This is a genomic window from Paenibacillus woosongensis (assembly GCF_009725165.1).
Taxonomy (GTDB): domain Bacteria; phylum Bacillota; class Bacilli; order Paenibacillales; family Paenibacillaceae; genus Fontibacillus; species Fontibacillus woosongensis.
Genome location: NZ_WNZW01000004.1, coordinates 19993 through 37535 on the forward strand (window position 1 = coordinate 19993; position 17543 = coordinate 37535).

Consider the following 17543-nt stretch of genomic DNA (forward strand, 5'->3'; position numbering starts at 1 on the left):
ATTTGCGAAATTTATATCGCCAATAAAGAACCTCTCTCCCCGAATTTGCGGGGAGAGAGGTTCCTTTGTGAAGGTATTACAACGGTTCGGACCTGTCACTTCATCGTAACCGGCATGGCTCACTCATCCCCGTCATCCCCGTCATAGCCGTTCAGCACATCAATGCCGGGTACCGCGTTCGGGTCAGGGGCGGCAGGATCTACGGGGCTGTTCGCGGCAATTTCATCGGCATCGGGCACATCGGGAAAATCGCTGCTATGCCGCACATCGTTCGCCTGCTTACTGGAATGGGGTTCATCCTCGCTAAGCGCTTGGGTGATGCGTGTATCATGCGGGAGCAAATCGTCGCCGGGAATGTCGTTTTCCGGCCGATACTCTCTCAATACCTGGTATCTCTTGTACTCGTGATCAGCGGCCTCAGTCTTCGGATTATCGCCGTGTTCTAAATGTTCTAAATGTTCTGGCAAGGGGAATCTCCTCCTCATTATGATGTGCAGGCTTGAAGCTAATGCTTAATTGGAGTTTACCCCGAATAGCCACATTCAAACGGAAGAAATAACAAAAAACCGGGACGCCTTCTGGCGTTCCGGCAAATGCGCAAAGATCTCCAATGAATTAGAACATTGGAAATACGTATTTTACGAGGAAGTACAGAAAGCCGAAGAACAGCACGATATAAGCGGCATATTTTATAAACGTCGAAGCAACCATGCTTGGCTCGGATTTCTGCTGAATGTCTCGTCTTTCTACGTCTACGTTACTCACTTCATTGCGTTCGCGAGGCTCATACATGAACTTTACCTCCTTATCCTCTCTAATTGGGGATGCGTTTTGCTGCTTGTGTAATTTTTAAACGTCGGCCAGGAGGTTGAAACAAATGCAATTGTCACATTTATAGTTGACTTGTTGCCGCTGGGACGACTACAATTTGCTTGACACGTATGAGACCATGCTCGGATGAATGTACCAGGAGATGAGTAAACGCTTTGACTACGATCTATGATATTGCCAAGTTAACCGGGTTCTCGCCGACCACGGTGTCCAAGGTGTTCAACGGCTATTCCGACGTTAGCGAGAAGACCCGCCGTAAGATTCTCGAGGCCGCGCAGCAGCTGGATTATGTTCCGAACGCCCATGCCCGGTCGCTAACGACCAAGCGTTCCTGGACGATCGGCGTGCTGTTCAATGAATCGTCAGGGGCCGGAATTTTGCATCCTTATTTCGGCGGCGTCATTGAAGGCTTCAAGAAGGTGGCTACCTCGAAAGGCTACGATCTGATGTTTATCACAAAGGATATCGGGGGCAAGCCCAGCGGGTATCTGGAGCATTGTAAAATACGCGGCGTCGACGGCATCGTCGTGATTCTGCCGGACTATGATGACCCTTATTTTCACGAACTGGTGGAGGCGGATATTCCCTGCGTCCTGCTGGATTCCGATTCGGAGCATGCCAGCACGATCTATTCCGACAATACGATGGGCAGCGAAATGGCCGTTGATTATTTATATTCGCTTGGACACCGCTCCATCGCCCATATTGGGGGCGGGCATTCCTTTGCCGGCGAGAAGCGGACTCAGGGTTTCATCGAAGCGATGCAGCGGCGGGGCTTGTCGCCTAAGCCGGAGTTCATCGTGCAGGGCAGCTATGACTTTACCGTCGAAAGCGGACGGAAGGCGATGAAGCAGCTGCTCCACCTGCAGGACCGCCCTACGGCAGTGTTCGCGGCCGGGGATAATCTGGCTGTCGGCGCGATGATTGCGATGCGGGAGCAGGGGGTATCCGTTCCAGAAGACATCTCCGTCATCGGCTTTGACGATATTGAAATGGCGAAATATTTGACGCCCTCCCTGACGACGATCCGCCAGAATACATATGGGCTTGGCAGCAGGGCCGCAAACATGTTAATCTATTCGATAGAAGGCCATAAAGAATTACAGCGAGATATGCTTCCGGTCGAGCTGGTTATTCGCGATTCATGCCGCCCTTTGTAGTTATCCTGCTTCATGGGCCGGCTTGTTTTTTTAAAATAAATCGAAACCGGTTTCGGCCCTTTATCAGATGGGAAATATCTTGTAAACCGATGGATTGAAAACTAAAAGATAAATGGAGGTAACAGCATGTCTAACTATTCATTTGATCAGAACGCTTTCGTCATCAAGCAGTTTGATAAAGCCAAGCCTTTTTCAAGCTTTCTCCCTGGCTTAGCAGGCCTGAAGGGGATTCCGATGTGGACGTTCTACGTCAATCGCGGCCAGGCGGTATGCAGCTTCGGCATTCGCGACAAGAAGAGCCCAATCATGGAGTTCTCTCCGGCGAGTATCACGTACCAATCGGTAACATCCAAAGGCTTCAGAACCTTTATCAAGCGGGAAGGCGCTAAGGGAATCTATGAACCGTTTCAAAGCGCGGCCCCAGATGCCGCAGCCGAGCGGAAAATGGTGATTCTGCCGAATGAGATCGGGATTGAGGAAGTAAACAAGGAGCAGGGAACCGGAATCAAGGTGACATATTTCCAAATGCCAAACGACGACTATGCCGCCCTGGTGCGGAAAGTGGAGATCACTAATATTTCCGGGGAGCCCATGAAGCTTGAGGTGCTGGACGGTCTGCCGGAAATTCTGCCATACGGTGTAGACAACGCCGGATACAAGGAGGTCGGCAACCTGCTGCGGAGCTGGATGGAAGTATATAATCTGGACAATAACATTCCTTATTACCGCGTACGTTCAAGTACAAGCGACAGTGCGGAGGTCAGCGAGGTGCAGAGCGGCCATTTCTACCTTTCGTTCGGCCAGGACGGCAAGATCGTCAAGCCGATTGTCGACTTCCAGATCATTTTTGGCGACAATACGTCATTGGCGTACCCGGACCGTTTTGCCGAGCGTTCCCTCGCTGAGCTGACGGCGGAGCAGGAGTACTGCACGAACAAGGTGCCTTGCGGTTTTACGGGATTATCCGTGCAATTGGCAGCTGGCGAGACAACTACGCTGTATACGTTAATCGGACATATTGAGAGCATGGAGCGTTTGAACGAAAAAGCGCCATCCATTGCTAGTCCTGCTTATATTGCCGTGAAGCAGGCGGAAGCAGGTCAATTGACGGAGGAGCTGACCGATGATATCGCAACTCGGACGTCATCGCCGCTCTTTGATGCATACTGCCGCCAGAGCTACATGGATAACTTCCTGCGCGGCGGCTATCCATTCCTGTTTGAGAACGGCCGGGAAGGGTTCGTCATTCACTTGTATTCCCGTAAGCACGGGGATTTGGAGCGCGATTACAATTTCTTCTCGATCGCCCCGGAGTATTATTCTCAAGGAAACGGGAACTTCCGCGACGCCAACCAGAACCGCAGGAACGACATTTACTTCAATCCGCGGGTAGGCACGTTTAATATTGTGACGTTCTTCAGCTTAATTCAGGCGGACGGCTATAACCCGCTGGGCGTAGAGGGCACGAGCTTCACGGTGCCGGAGCAGCGGGCGGCCGGCCTGCGGGAATGGGTGGAGACTTCGGTATCGAACCCGCAGATCGCCGAGAAATTGCAGGCCCTTTGCCTGGGCAAATTTACGCCAGGTAAAGTGATCTCCCTGCTGGCTGACAAGAGCGCAGGCCTGCGGCGTAACGAGGAAGAAATTTTGACGGGTATTCTATCTCTGGCGGAGCAGAATATCGAAGCCGCTTTCGGAGAAGGGTACTGGTCGGATCACTGGACATACAATCTGGATCTCATCGACGGGTACCTGGATATTTTCCCGGATCGTAAAGAAAAGCTGCTGTTCGGGGAAGAGGTGTACACGTTTTTCGACAGCCCCGCACGGGTGCTCCCGCGAAGCGAGAAATACGTCATCAACGGAACGAAGGTGCGCCAATACGGAGCGCTGGAACATGATGAGGAGAAAATGCAGAGGTTCGGCCTGTCCCTTAATGATACGAACTGGCTGAAAACGAAGCATGGAGAAGGCGAGATATTCCGCACGAATCTGTTCGTCAAGCTGATCTCATTGTCGCTGAACAAATTTGCGACGCTTGACCCTTATGGCATGGGCGTGGAAATGGAAGGCGACAAACCGGGCTGGAACGATGCGATGAACGGACTGCCAGGATTATTCGGCTCCGGTATGAGCGAGACGTTCGAACTGAAGCGGATCGTGAAGCTGGTCATCGAGGCAAGCGAGCTGTATGGCGATCGGCAGGTCGGCCTTCCAGAAGAGATGCATGAGCTGCTTGATCGAGTAAGCCGGTTAATGGAGCGTCAATTCGCCGGGGAGCTTGAACAGTTCGATTACTGGGACCAAGTGGCTGCCGCTCGCGAGCAATACCGTGACGACATTCGCTTCGGAATCAGCGGCGAGCTGAAGCAGATTTCACTTGCCGAGCTAGGATCCATTTACAAACAAATGCTGAAGAAAATCGATCAAGGCATCGAGCGAGCCATTGAATTGGGGCATGGCCTGACGCCGACATATTTCGTCTTCGAAGCGGTGGAATACGAGCCGGTTTTGGATGCTCAGGGCAAACCTGTCATTAGCGGCTATGGTCTGCCGAAGGTCGTTGTGAAGAAATTCGAAGCGAAGCCTTTGCCGCACTTCCTTGAAGGGCCGGCCCGTTGGCTGAAGACGATCGACGACAAGGCGCAAGCCGAGAAGGCGTATGAGCTGATCCGGCAGAGCGACCTGTTCGATAAAGAGATCCAGATGTACAAAACCTCGGTGAGCCTGGATGGCGAATCCCAGGAGATCGGCCGGATTCGGGCCTTTACGCCAGGCTGGCTGGAGCGGGAGTCGGTGTTCCTCCACATGAGCTATAAATATTTGCTGGCGCTGCTGAAGAGCGGGCTGTACGAGCAGTTTTTTGCGGAAATGAAGACGTCCTTGATTCCGTTCCTGGATCCTGCGGTATACGGCCGCAGTACACTGGAGAACTCGTCGTTTATCGCTACAAGCGTCAACCCTGATCCTCATGTGCACGGCCGTGGTTTTGTAGCCCGTCTGAGCGGATCAACCGCGGAGTTTATTAGCATGTGGATCAAAATGATGATGGGAAGTACAGTGTTCAGCGTTAACGATGGCCAGCTGCAGCTTGCCTTTGAGCCTGTTTTGCCGGGATGGCTGTTCGACGAGCAAGGGAAAGTCGCATTTAAATTCCTTGGCAGCACTCAGGTGACCTACCATAACCCGCTTCAGGCGGATACGTTCGGCGCAGATAAAGCGATGGTAGAGCGAATTCAACTGATGAAGAAGGATGGCTCTACAGCCGAGATTATCGGTAGTGTCATTGGCGGTGAACTGGCGCATGAAGTCCGGAATGGCCAAGTGGCAGCAATCGATATTTATTTAAAATAAATTTTCAGCTAATATGTAATATTTTACTGTCTGGCCCGGGGTTGACTCGTCTCTTTATTTGAACTATTATATTTGCTATAAACCACGATGTGGTGGCGTGTTACCGTTTGCGGGCATGAGCCAAGGGGAAGCCTCTGTTGTTCGGAGGTCTCTTCTTGGCTTTTTCTGTTTTTTTAATAACCCTTTTGCCAAAATAAGATTATGCTTAGAAGAAGGGGGGATCCGACATGAGTGGGCCGGAGATGTTTGAGGTCATTCGGGTGATCGGCAACAATGTCGTTTTGGTGCACGGCGGCGGGATGAAAAAATTCGAATATGTAATACTTGGCAAAGGGATCGGCTTCGGCACGAAAGTGGGCGGGACGATCGCCTCGGATGATCATCGCATTGAGAAGCTGTTCAAGCTCGAGGACCAGGAGCAGTTAAATGAGTATCGTCTGCTGGAGGAATTTGATCCAAAGGTGCTGGAGATTACCGACGATATATTGAACAGTATCAGCAAGGAATTTCCGGGCAAGCTGAATGACAAGGTATATCTTGCGCTTCCGAGCCATATCCAATTTACGATTTACCGGATTCGGAAGGGTATGGATATTATCAACCCGTTCCTCGAAGAGACGAAAATCAGCTTTCCCAGGGAATATGAAATTGCGCTGAAGGCAGCGGATATGATCGGTCAAGCGTTTGGTATCGAAGTGCCCGAGGATGAAGTGGGATTTTTGACATATCACGTGTATTCCGCCGTCAGCCACGTCCCGGTTGGACAACTGGTCAAGGCATCCAATATGGTCGGACGGCTTATCGACATTATCGAACGGGAACGCGGCACCGCCTTTGAAAGCGGTAGCATGGATCATGTCCGGCTGCTGATGCATCTGCGGTTCTCGGTGGATCGGATCCTGAATCATTCGGTGAATGTAGACAATCCGTTTGCGGATCAGATCAAAAGCCAGTTCACCAGCGAATACAAGCTTGCGAGCCGGCTGGCCAAGGAAATGGAGCAGGAATTGGGCAGGACCGTACCGGAGGCGGAGGTATGCTTCTTGGCTATGCATCTATACCGCCTATTTCGCGGACGCACACAAAACAAATAGCAGTGGATCAAGGAGGAATCATAATGTTCGAACGCTTTAAGAAGAAATCAAGCAAAGTAGTGCAGGTTCAATCTCCCTTGACGGGTAAAGCCGTCCCGCTCTCCGAGGTGCCGGATGAGGCATTTGCCGGAGGGTTTATGGGGCAGGGGGTAGCGATTGAACCTGCTGAAGGGCGTCTAGTGGCTCCTTTTGACGGCACGGTTGCCCATGTCATTAAGACCAGGCATGCCGTTATGCTGGAGGACAATGCCACTGGACTGCAGTATCTGTTCCATATTGGCATCAACACCGTAGGCTTGAAAGGGGAGGGTTTTACAAGCCATGTGGAGGCGGGGGATTCGGTAAAAGCGGGACAGACGCTGATTGAATTTGATAGGGATGCCATTAAGGCAGCCGGTTATCCTGTAGTGACGCCGATTATCGTTACCAATGGGGACGAGCTGGCCTCTTCTGTCGAGGGACATACTGGAAATGTAACTGCAGGAAGCGATTATGTTCTAAGTGTGACCCTAAAATTCTAAGTAACATTTTTTGTTATTGACAATCGGATAAGGCTGAATTAAGATAACAACATCAAATGAATACGTTTTAAGGCGTGTTACCATATATGTGGGCATGAGCCAAGAAGACATGATTAATATAGTCATTGTTCTTCTTGGCTTTTTTTGTCGAATTCTCCGAGGTCAGACACCGAACCAAGTCGCCTTAAAGCGATGATTAAAAATCCTGCAAGGAGGCGGTGCAAAGCGGCTTTTCATTTCTATCGGCCAAGGAAGAAAAGCAGGTGCCTACCCGGTACATATTGTAAACGTTTTCATGGTTAGGGCTAAGAGCAGTGCTAAATTAATGAGTCGAAAGGATGATTCGAATGCTGGCTAAATTACAAAGGCTGGGCAAGTCTCTAATGCTGCCGGTGGCTACATTGCCTGCAGCAGGTATTTTGCAAGGGCTTGGGATGATCGACTATCAGAAAGATATTCCATTGGGGGTCGTCGGAAGTTTCCTGAATCAGTTTGTTACACCGTTTATGACTTCCGGTGCGCTTGCAATTTTGGACAATTTGCCATTTATCTTTGCGATCGGCGTTGCGATCGGTTTTGCCGGAGATGCGGTTGCTGCTTTATCGGCATTTATCGGATATATGGTATTTACGAAAGTGCTCGCTCAGGTTCCGCTGCAAATGCCGTTCATACCGGATGATGTGAAGCTGAATATGGGTGTGCTGGGCGGTTTCTTTGTCGGTTTATGGTCGGCTTTCCTGTATAACAAATACCACAATATCAAGCTCCCGGATTGGCTCGGCTTCTTTGCCGGCAAACGCTTCGTGCCGATTATCACCGCCGCCTCCACGATGGTATTTGCAGTTCTGATCGGTATGATATGGAGTCCGATTCAGGATGTGATTGCCGACTTCGGCAACTGGGTTGTCGGATTAGGCGGCATCGGCTCGTTCGTATTCGGAACTGCGAACCGTCTGTTGATTCCATTGGGTCTGCATCATGTATTGAATTCTATCGCCTGGTTCCAGATCGGTGATTACACCAACGCCGCCGGCGAAGTCGTTCACGGGGATCTATGGCGCTTCTTTGCCGGAGACCCGACGGCAGGAATGTTCATGTCCGGTTTCTTCCCGATCATGATGTTTGCAATGCCTGCGGCGGCTCTGGCCATTATTCACACGGCTAAGCCGTCCAAGCGTAAGTTCGTTGGTTCCATCTTTTTGGGTTCGGCGCTTGCATCATTTTTGACGGGGATTACCGAGCCGCTTGAGTTCGCGTTTATGTTTGTCGCCCCGGTATTATATGTGGTTCACGCGGTTTTGACGGGGCTGTCCGGTCTGATCATGTATGTGCTGGACGTGCATTTAGGCTTCACGTTCTCCGCCGGCTTGATTGACTATCTGGTAAATATGAAGATGTCCAAGAACGCTTTGCTGCTGATTCCGGTAGGTTTAGCCTTTGGTGTGGTTTACTACTTCCTCTTCCGGATTCTCATCTCGAAATTGAATCTGAAAACCCCCGGACGCGAGGATGACGATGAGGCGGAAATTTCCTCTGGGACGGGTAATGATGCAGCGAGAGATGAAGGCTCTGGGGGTTCTAAAGCGTCAAAAGCAGCCAAGGTACTGGACAATATCGGCGGTGCCGAGAATATTGTTAGCATCGACGCATGTATAACTCGCCTCCGCTTAATTGTGAAGGATGAAACTGCAGTAAAGGACTCCGAGCTGAAAAAGCTTGGCGCATCCGGGGTTATGCGTCTGGGCCAGGGAGCGGTCCAGGTTGTCTTTGGACCACAAGCGGAATCCATTAAGGATGAAATCAAAAAAATGATTTAAAAAAGGCGAAAAGCGGGCGATTGCCCGCTTTTTTATCATTGTGCCCAGCAGGGCTGTATTAATGATGCCGATGCTGGAACCCATAGTCTTTTACTTTAAATGTGAAGTTGCATGTAATGTTTAAATTCGCGTAATCTTCTCTCCAGTTCATTTCCTTCCACTCTTTGTAGCTCATGCTGTTTCGAACATAATTCCCAATGCCGAGGCTATCGGCCTTTAACGTTTGAAGTTTCTTGATAATCTGATTCCCTCGCCGGGTCATTTCTGCGGAAACCTTTCGTTCAAATTCTTGCAAATCTCTAAGGTTGCTAAGGGTTAATTCACCCGGATAATCAACTACTGATGCTTTTATTTTAAGATGGAGCCTGATCTCAGGTTTTCCTGAATCTGTTCGTACTAATTTAACCTTTCTCTTGCTTTGGAGGGAATCGAAGAAGACCGATACGACCTTGTCTGATTCCTCCGTTAAATTCACGGTGAACTCGCCCCTTTTGAAGCTTCTGTAGAGGCAATTAAATATGATTCCTTCTTCTGAATTGATTTCACCAACATACTTATCATCGCGAAATAGCCCGATCCCCTGTACGGCAATGCTGTCTGTTTCACTTCTGATAATGGGTGCAATTGGATCCTGTCCGTCATTGTAATAGTCTCTTAAGAAGGAATAAAGCGTAGTTTTCGGGATTATATGCTCGCCTGATTCCTTGGTAATAACCTTGTCGATATATTTCCCCGTTCGGGGAAAAGAATCATAATTTTTACTGAGCAAGCTGCCAGCATCCCCGTCTACGATGACAATTTTCACTGTTTCGGACACGGTAGGATCCCGGTAATACGTACCAATACTATCCCAGATTCCATGCTCTGCTTGTGATCGGCCAAATAGAATTAGACGTAATTGTCCGCTGACTAACTTCAAATTCGTCTGTCTGGCCAGTTTCATTTGGCCGACCTTATTGCTGATCGCCACCGTCTGTAGAAATTCCCGGCCCACTTTGATATCCGGGTTAGCAATCGGTACACTTATTGCAATTTTTAGCTGTCCATCAGGTAACAGATCCTGCGAGGTGGATTGCACAAACCCGATTTTGTCGATGATTCGTTCATCAGAGCCGCATCCGCTTAGTAGCACTACAGCTATGAGTACCCATATTTGATGCCTGTTCAAGTGATTTCACCTCGTATTCTTTGTGTCAGCAGCAAGATAATCAAAAGAATGGGGAACACAATGGCGATACCTGTTGCCAGATACCCTAAATTGCTGGACCAATTCATCACTTCTACGAGTGTGTCGGGAACCAGTGCTATGCTAAAGACCGCTATAACTAAAATAAGGGCCAAAAGCTTCTTGGGAGCACGAATCATCGTTTGAGTCGTTTCCAATGCTGCCCATAAATACATACCTGCGGTAATCAAAATTGAAAAAAGGAAGAAACCATAAAATAAATTTTCCGTACCTTGAACAAATGGTAACTGAACATAAGCAAGGATGTTGAGGATTGGAAATTGTATCGTGCTTAAATGCTTATAACCATAAAATCCGAAGGCGATAAAGGTGACATAGATGTACACAATTGTGACCATTGTATTGCTAACTAACAGGGATTTAATCAGCTTGGTCTTCCGGTTAATATAAGGAAACAGCAATAAACCCAGCTCAAACCCAATGAAGTTAAAGTATAGATTTAACGCACCAGATACTGACATATGATGATCACGAAAGGCAAAGGGGGTTAAACGTGCCCAATCGAAATCTCTGAAGTAAAATAGCATTAATAAAAGTAACGGAACCGTTAGCCAGTGGAAGATTGTAGCGGCTTTTGCGATATTATATATCCCTTTAATAATGAGAAAGAAAAGTAATACATCTACGATGAATTTGAAAATGGTCGGATTCGCGGTGGGGTAAGCTACCATTTGAAATACAATAATATAGTATTTTGCAATTAGGCATCCGGTTACTGACCATATCCCGATCAATATCCAATAGAAAGGATATAAAATGAATTTAGGAATGGATTGCTCCAGGATTTCGAATAATGATCGGCCTTTTGCAAGATGGTAAACTACCGCAATTAACAATATATTCAAGGTGGAAAGTAAAAAGGCAATAGGCAGCATCAACCATCCGTTGGTACCAAATTGTTCAGCTAATAACCGGGGAAGAGTGAACAATCCCATACCTATTTGGGTCATATAAATTAGGATGGTTGCATGGAATGGTGAAAGTTTTTCTGTCATGTCCGCCTCTCCTTCATTTCTTCATTTTATTCCGGACGGTATTAGGCGATTTGCTTTGTGATGGTCTGTCGATTAAAAATCTGTAAGGAGCGATAATAAATGTATCCATCCAATCAGTAAGTTTGAATGGGGCGACAGGCGTCAAATAAGATGTGCCCAGACTGGTGAGTCCACTCATGTGTATCACGATAGCCGCGAATCCAGCGGTGATTCCAAAATTCCCCCATAATCCTGCCAAAATAATAAGGAAGAAGCGCAGCAGCCGAACTGAGGCGCTCATGATATATACCGGGGTCACGAACGAAGCGATCGCAGAGGACGCCACTGCTATGATAAGAATATTACTGGTCAGACCTGCCTGAACGGCAGCCTGTCCGATTACGATTCCTCCCACGATACCAATAGTCTGACCAATCTTAGTAGGTAACCGGGCTCCTGCCTCTCGAAGCAGCTCAATTGTAATCTCCAGGAAAAGTGCTTCGTAAAGAGGAGGAAAAGGGACCTTGTTTCTGGATTCCGTCAACGTGAGAAGTAAATTCTCCGGAATCATTTCATAATGAAATGTTGTCACAGATACATAGATCGCTGTAAATAAAAGGGTGATAACGAGCGCCAAGAATCTTAATAGTCGAATTGCACTGCCAAGCAGCCAGCGCTGATAATAATCATCGGAAGAGGAAAGAAACTCGAAGAAGGAGGATGGGGCAGTGAAAAGGCTCGGGCTCCCATTCAGCATGCCTACAACTCTACCCGCCACGAGCTTTGAGGCGATCGCATCCGGCCGCTCTGTCGTAAGAAATTGCGGAAAAATGGAGTAAGGGGAGTCATCAATATATTGGAGCAGCATGTTAGTATCAAATACGGAGTCAATCTCAATATTAGATACACGGTACTTGATCTTCTCCACATAATCCATGTTCACCAGATCTTTAATATATAAAAGATAGAAATCTGTTTTAGTCACTTCTCCCACAGAAATTTTGACTGCTTTTAAATGTGAGCTTTTGACCCTCATGCGGATAAGCGACAAGTTAGTTTCAGCATGTTCAGTAAAAGCATCGTGCGGGCCTGTAATTACGCTTTCGGTCTCCGATTCAGTTACAGACCGAGTTTTATACTCAGCAATATTAATAAGGTAAGCATTCTCCCGGAAAAATAAAGCGGCCTGTCCTGATGCGATTTCGATCACCAATAATTTACTGTCTGTGGTTAGGCTGAAGTTGGGCTGCTTCAATAAACGCGGCAAATCCATGATTTGAATATGCTCTAGAGGTTCAACAACATTTCGATAAAGACTGTTCTCATTAATCAGGGAACTACAGTAGACTAGGTCAATTTGATGGTCTAAATAGGTGTGATGTACAAAATCTGCACAGTCTTCAAATTCGGAAATGACATGTTCAAGGGCAGGCCGTTCGGTTGACTTTTTCTTCATGGAATAACTCCTTCATTTGTTACTAGTTCAGGAGTTATATTGCACTTTTTATGGAAATATATACACTTTATCAAACGGGATGTTGAACGTATCCCGGAAGATTACAGCACAGGAGTTTAAGAATATTTTAAACTTGATCTTGTCATTATTCAGTGATAAAAAGAAGGTACTTGAGTTGCAAGATAATATAATTTTATTACAGCCAGAGGGTAGTCTTAATGTGGAATATATTAAAGACTACCCCTTTTTTATCTTGGAACGAGTTGATTAGAGTTAAGACTGAACGAGCAAATCAAAATCAATGAACGGGACAGGGGGAATAGAGGATTGGGAGGATTGGATTGGAGGGAGAAATAAATGTCGTGCTTCGAAAGAATGCAAGTTTATTCGGACACCCATATTCTATCCGAGGGGGTAAAACGCCATGAGGAGCCGAACGATTCTTATCGTTGACGACGAACCGAGATCGCGAGAGGGTATGAAGAAAATACTTAGAGTATGGGCAGCGGGCCAATACGAGATCCTTACGGCAAGCAGCGGGGGGGCGGCTATGCAAATTCTGGAGGAGACTCCTGTGGAATTGATGATAACGGACATCCGCATGCCGGAGATCAGTGGTCTTGCTCTAGTTAGCCAACTGAGGAAGAAAAGTATCCAGCGTCAGCCATCTGTGATTCTCGTCTCCGGCCATGCTCAGTTTGAGTACGCCCAGGAAGCGCTTCGATTGTCCGTAGTGGACTATTTGTTGAAGCCGATCGGCCGGGAAAAGCTAATTGCCTCCGTAGAGGATGCCCTTAAGGTCGTGGAAGAGCAGGAGGATATCGTCTACATGCGGAAGATGGCTGATCCGAAATTAATGGCCATCAGGGAGGAGGAAGCCGGACTCAGCGATCCGATCCGCAAGGCGATGCACTATGTGGAACTGCATATCGGGGAGGTAATCAGCCAGCAGGAAGTTGCTGCGCATGTACATCTGAACGTGAGTTATTTCAGTTCGCTATTCAAAGAACAATGCCAGATGAATTTTAGCGAATACGTCACCCGCAGAAAGCTGCAAAAAGCGAAAGAGCTGCTGCTGAAAACGAACCTGACCATCATAGAAGTCGCATATCGTACTGGTTATCAGAGAGTCAAATATTTTAATAAGCTGTTCAAGGAATACGAAGGAATGAGTCCGGGCCAGTATCGGTCCATGCGGAACGGAGTGGAAGCTCATATTCCATAATGGCTGGACAAGTGGAATAGGGTAGTGAATCCATGCTGTCTTGCAACCGCTTGCAATGGAGGTGAGAAAATTTCTTAATTTAAAGATAATCTATGTTCATGACCGGAACGGAATCCAAAAAAAAGAGGAACCTTTCCTAAAAAGCGGACCCTTATCTCTTAGGACTAGAGGCTCTATAATATGAATGCGGTTACATAAACCGAAGAAATAAATAAAAAGGGGAGGCAAAGTATGAAAAAAATGAAACGTGTTTTAGTGGGACTTTCTTTAATGCTCGTAATGTCGTCTGTTCTCGCAGCGTGTACCGGCGGAGGCGCGAAGGAACCCAACTCACCAAACAATACGACCCCATCAACGAACAATGGTTCAGCTTCAAAAGGCGGAGATAGCCCGAAAGTCACTATCAATCTCTGGAGCTTCACGGATGAAATTCCAAACATGACCAAGAAATACTTGGAAACCCATCCTGACGCGAATGTGGAATTCAAAACGACAGTTATAGCAACAACCGATGGCGCTTATCAGCCGGCTCTTGACCAGGCTCTGGCCGCTGGCGGCAAAGATGCCCCGGACATTTATGCAGCTGAAGCTGCGTTTGTGCTCAAATATACGCAAGGCGATGCATCCACTTATGCCGCCAACTACGCGGACCTCGGTCTGGATGATCAAATGGTTAAGGATGCCGGGATCGCTCAATATTCAGTCGATATCGGCAGCAAAGATGGCGAACTGAAAGGCCTCGGCTATCAAGCAACCGGAGGAGCCTTTATCTATCGCCGCTCCCTTGCGAAGGATACCTTTGGAACAGACGATCCAGCCACAATCAAAAATGAAATTGGCCCTGGCTGGGATAAATTCTTCGAAGCAGCTGCGAAGCTGAAAGCCAAAGGCTATGGTATCGTATCTGGTGACGGCGATATGTGGCACGCCATCGAGAACAGCTCTGATAAAGGCTGGATTGTCGATGGAAAGCTTCATATCGATCCGAAGCGTGAAGAGTTTCTGGATCTCTCCAAGAAGCTGAAAGATAATGGCTATCACAACGATACGCAGGACTGGACAGAAGCCTGGTATGCAGATATGTCCGGGTCTGGCGCTCAACCGATCTTCGGTTTCTTCGGACCAGCATGGCTCATTAACTATGTCATGAACGGTCAAGTCAAAGATACGAATGGCGACTGGGCTGTTACAGAGCCGCCAACGGGCTTCTTCTGGGGCGGTACATGGCTGCTTGCCAACAATGAAGTAACGAAGGATGAAGCTAAGAAAGCAGCAGTTGCGGACTTTATTAAATGGGTTACGCTCGACACTTCTGAAACGGGCCTCCAGCATTACTGGGCTAACGGTACGATGAATGAGGGCGAGCAAGGTACTAAGGACAGTGTTGCCTCTTCCGTCGTCATGGAGAAATCCAACGGAGAAGTGCCGCTGCTCGGCGGGCAGAATATGTTTGAAGTATTCGTTCCAGCCAACGCCAATGCTTCAGGCAAGAACTTGACTCAATATGACGAAACGATAAACAGGCTCTGGCGCGATCAAGTACGTGAATACACCGCAGGCAACAAAGACCGCGAAAGTGCGATTGCAACCTTCAAACAGCAGGTCAAAGACCAGCTTGACATTGATAGCGAATAAGAAGGAAGCGGAAGGGGCGGGGGAGTTCCCCCGCCTCTTTATATCAACAAGTGAGGTGAGGACATGCGTCGCAAGGTTGTCAACTATTCGAAATATGGTTATTTGTTTACCTTTCCGTTTGTGGTTGCATTTGTGATTTTCTCGTTATATCCCATTTTATATACCGCAGTTATCGGGTTTACTGATATGAAAGGCTTAGTGCCTAAGCCAATTCATATTCTGGATAACCCATTTCAGAACTTTCAGGATCTCCTTTTTAATAATCCTTCGTTCAGGAAATCTCTGTTCAACACGGGACTGCTCTGGATTGTCAATTTCGTCCCACAGATCGTTCTCGCGCTTTTGCTCACGGCATGGTTCACGAATCAGCGCCTCAGAATAAAAGGGCAAGGCGTGTTCAAGGTTCTGTTCTATATGCCTAATATTATTACTGCAAGTACGATCGCTGTACTATTTAGCTCTATGTTTGCCTATCCGATGGGTCCAATGAACAGTTTGTTTCAGATGATGGGCTGGTCCGACGCCCCGATCTTCTTCCTTCAGGATAAGACGACGGCACGCGGGATTGTGTCGTTCATCCAGTTCTGGATGTGGTATGGCAACACGATGATCATTCTTATCGCAGGCGTTATGGGCATAAATCCCGCTCTATTCGAGTCCGCGGCGATCGACGGCGCCAGCGGGTTTCAAACCTTCTTCCGCATTACATTGCCTAGTCTGCGTACCATATTGCTGTTTACGCTGATTACATCGATGGTCGGCGGCTTAACGATGTTCGATATTCCACAGTTGTTCCTTGCAGGCGGACCGGACGATTCCACGCTTACCGCGACTATGTTCATCTATGGGCAAGCGTTCAAGGGCAGCTATTTGTATAATCGTGCCGCAGCGGCGAGCATGATCCTCTTTGTGATCGCAGCGATCTTGTCAGGGTTGCTATTCTACCTCATGCGTGACCGCGACGCAGCAAAAATGAGGAAAGCGGAAAAGGAATATAGAAAGTCTGCCCGTGCAGCAGTTGAGAGAGAGGTGTAATCCATGGAAAAAACTCAGAGAAGCGGACTCGCCGGTTTAAGGATTAGCAGGGCGATTATTTACATTGTCTGTATCCTGCTGGCGATCCTTAGCATCTTTCCGTTTTGGATCATGTTTGTAAACGCTACGCGCTCTACAGCTGAAATCCAAAGCGGTCTTTCGCTGCTTCCTTCCACTCACTTAATGAGCAACTTGCAGGTGCTGCTCGACAAGAGCTTCGATCCTATTCAAGGATTTCTGAATTCGTTTATTATTTCCAGTTCGGCAACGATCTTAACGGTCTACTTCTCGTCCTTGGCGGCCTATGGATTAGTGACCTATAATTGGAAGCTGCGCAACGCATTTTTTACTTTCATCTTGTGTGTCATGATGATCCCTGCCCAGGCAAGCGCGATCGGCTTCTATCAGTTCATGTATAAACTGCAATGGACGAATAATTTCCTGCCGCTGATACTGCCTGCGATTGCAGCGCCGGCTGTGGTGTTCTTTATGCGCCAATACCTGCTGGCCACGCTGTCTATTGAAATCGTGGAAGCAGCGCGCGTGGACGGTTCAGGCGAATTTAAAACGTTCAACCGAATCATCCTGCCGCTGATGGTGCCGGCGGTGGCGACGCAGGCCATCTTTGCCTTTGTGGCCAACTGGAACAACCTGTTCATGCCGCTGATTTTGCTAACCAAAAAAGAGATGTATACGATGCCGATTATGGTAAGCCTGCTTCGCGGTGATATTTACAAGACGGAGTTCGGTTCGATCTACCTAGGGCTGGCATTGACGGCTTTACCGCTGTTTATCGTCTACTTCCTGTTATCTCGTTATATTATTGCGGGGGTAGCATTGGGAGGCGTGAAAGAATAACACCGTCTATTTGGTATTCAAAGACGGGCAAACCTATTGGCACTTATATGTTATTTATTGATTAAGAATTATGATGTTGGCGTGTTACCGTTTAGGTGCACAGGCCAAGGGAAGCCTTTGTCTTGAAGGCCTGTTCCTTGGCTTTTTCTGTTATAAGAAGACCTTAGTTGATCTGTGATTGTTATGCATAAAGTTCGTCATTCACTTTCTCTAGCGTCTATCCCCGGAAGTAAAGTCATGGTATATTAACAATTTGGAGTACGTTTACTTATACAAGTGACAATATATGATAAAAAAATTTAGGCATTTCCAGAATATTGAAGGTTTAAGCAAGATT

14 protein-coding genes are annotated in these 17543 nt (G+C 47.7%); 9 read left to right on the top strand and 5 right to left on the bottom strand.

Annotation, left to right across the window (positions count from 1 at the left end; genetic code table 11):
* Positions 1-119: 119 nt before the first annotated feature.
* Together GNP95_RS13195 and GNP95_RS25785 are read right to left on the bottom strand one after the other, a co-directional pair.
* Positions 120-467, bottom strand: a complete 348-nt coding sequence (locus tag GNP95_RS13195; protein ID WP_155611346.1) for a hypothetical protein — start codon at positions 465-467, stop codon at positions 120-122.
* Between the two features lie 148 nt (positions 468-615).
* Positions 616-792: a hypothetical protein gene (locus tag GNP95_RS25785; RefSeq protein WP_196427172.1), complete on the bottom strand. Its 177-nt coding sequence runs from the start codon at positions 790-792 to the stop codon at positions 616-618.
* Between the two features lie 194 nt (positions 793-986).
* On the opposite strand from GNP95_RS25785, the gene GNP95_RS13200 reads away from it, so the two are divergent.
* The 5 genes from GNP95_RS13200 (at position 987) to GNP95_RS13220 (ending at position 8777) form a co-directional block, all read left to right on the top strand.
* Positions 987-1991: a LacI family DNA-binding transcriptional regulator gene (locus GNP95_RS13200; protein WP_155611347.1), complete on the top strand. Its 1005-nt coding sequence runs from the start codon at positions 987-989 to the stop codon at positions 1989-1991.
* Positions 1992-2117: 126 nt separating this feature from the next.
* The gene (locus GNP95_RS13205; RefSeq protein ID WP_155611348.1) at positions 2118-5345 is read left to right on the top strand and encodes a cellobiose phosphorylase; all 3228 of its coding nucleotides are present in this window, start codon (positions 2118-2120) and stop codon (positions 5343-5345) included.
* Between the two features lie 227 nt (positions 5346-5572).
* On the top strand, positions 5573-6439 hold the full coding sequence (locus GNP95_RS13210; protein ID WP_155611349.1) for a PRD domain-containing protein: 867 nt from the start codon (positions 5573-5575) through the stop codon (positions 6437-6439).
* Positions 6440-6462: 23 nt separating this feature from the next.
* A complete protein-coding gene (locus GNP95_RS13215) occupies positions 6463-6960 on the top strand; it encodes a PTS sugar transporter subunit IIA (protein WP_155611350.1) in 498 nt (165 codons plus the stop codon).
* A gap of 347 nt (positions 6961-7307) precedes the next feature.
* Entirely contained in the window at positions 7308-8777 is a 1470-nt protein-coding gene (locus GNP95_RS13220; RefSeq protein WP_155611351.1) for a PTS transporter subunit EIIC, read from the top strand.
* A gap of 58 nt (positions 8778-8835) precedes the next feature.
* Here GNP95_RS13220 and GNP95_RS13225 read toward each other — a convergent pair whose 3' ends face one another.
* From GNP95_RS13225 to GNP95_RS13235, 3 genes are read right to left on the bottom strand one after another with little or no spacing between them, the layout of a single operon-like run.
* Positions 8836-9945, bottom strand: a complete 1110-nt coding sequence (locus GNP95_RS13225; RefSeq protein ID WP_155611352.1) for a Ger(x)C family spore germination protein — start codon at positions 9943-9945, stop codon at positions 8836-8838.
* The gene (locus tag GNP95_RS13230) at positions 9942-11018 is read right to left on the bottom strand and encodes a GerAB/ArcD/ProY family transporter (protein WP_155611353.1); all 1077 of its coding nucleotides are present in this window, start codon (positions 11016-11018) and stop codon (positions 9942-9944) included. Before GNP95_RS13230 ends, GNP95_RS13225 begins: the two co-directional genes overlap by 4 nt.
* A 13-nt stretch (positions 11019-11031) precedes the next feature.
* The gene (locus GNP95_RS13235) at positions 11032-12453 is read right to left on the bottom strand and encodes a spore germination protein (protein ID WP_155611354.1); all 1422 of its coding nucleotides are present in this window, start codon (positions 12451-12453) and stop codon (positions 11032-11034) included.
* Between the two features lie 424 nt (positions 12454-12877).
* Here GNP95_RS13235 and GNP95_RS13240 point away from each other — a divergent pair, with 424 nt between their 5' ends.
* The 4 genes from GNP95_RS13240 (at position 12878) to GNP95_RS13255 (ending at position 17206) form a co-directional block, all read left to right on the top strand.
* Entirely contained in the window at positions 12878-13678 is an 801-nt protein-coding gene (locus tag GNP95_RS13240; protein WP_155611355.1) for a response regulator transcription factor, read from the top strand.
* Between the two features lie 231 nt (positions 13679-13909).
* Complete coding sequence (locus tag GNP95_RS13245) at positions 13910-15313, top strand: ABC transporter substrate-binding protein (RefSeq protein ID WP_155611356.1); 1404 nt, start codon at positions 13910-13912, stop codon at positions 15311-15313.
* Positions 15314-15376: 63 nt separating this feature from the next.
* Entirely contained in the window at positions 15377-16348 is a 972-nt protein-coding gene (locus GNP95_RS13250; protein ID WP_155611357.1) for a carbohydrate ABC transporter permease, read from the top strand.
* A 3-nt stretch (positions 16349-16351) separates the two neighbouring features.
* On the top strand, positions 16352-17206 hold the full coding sequence (locus tag GNP95_RS13255) for a carbohydrate ABC transporter permease (protein ID WP_155611358.1): 855 nt from the start codon (positions 16352-16354) through the stop codon (positions 17204-17206).
* Positions 17207-17543 lie beyond the last annotated feature (337 nt).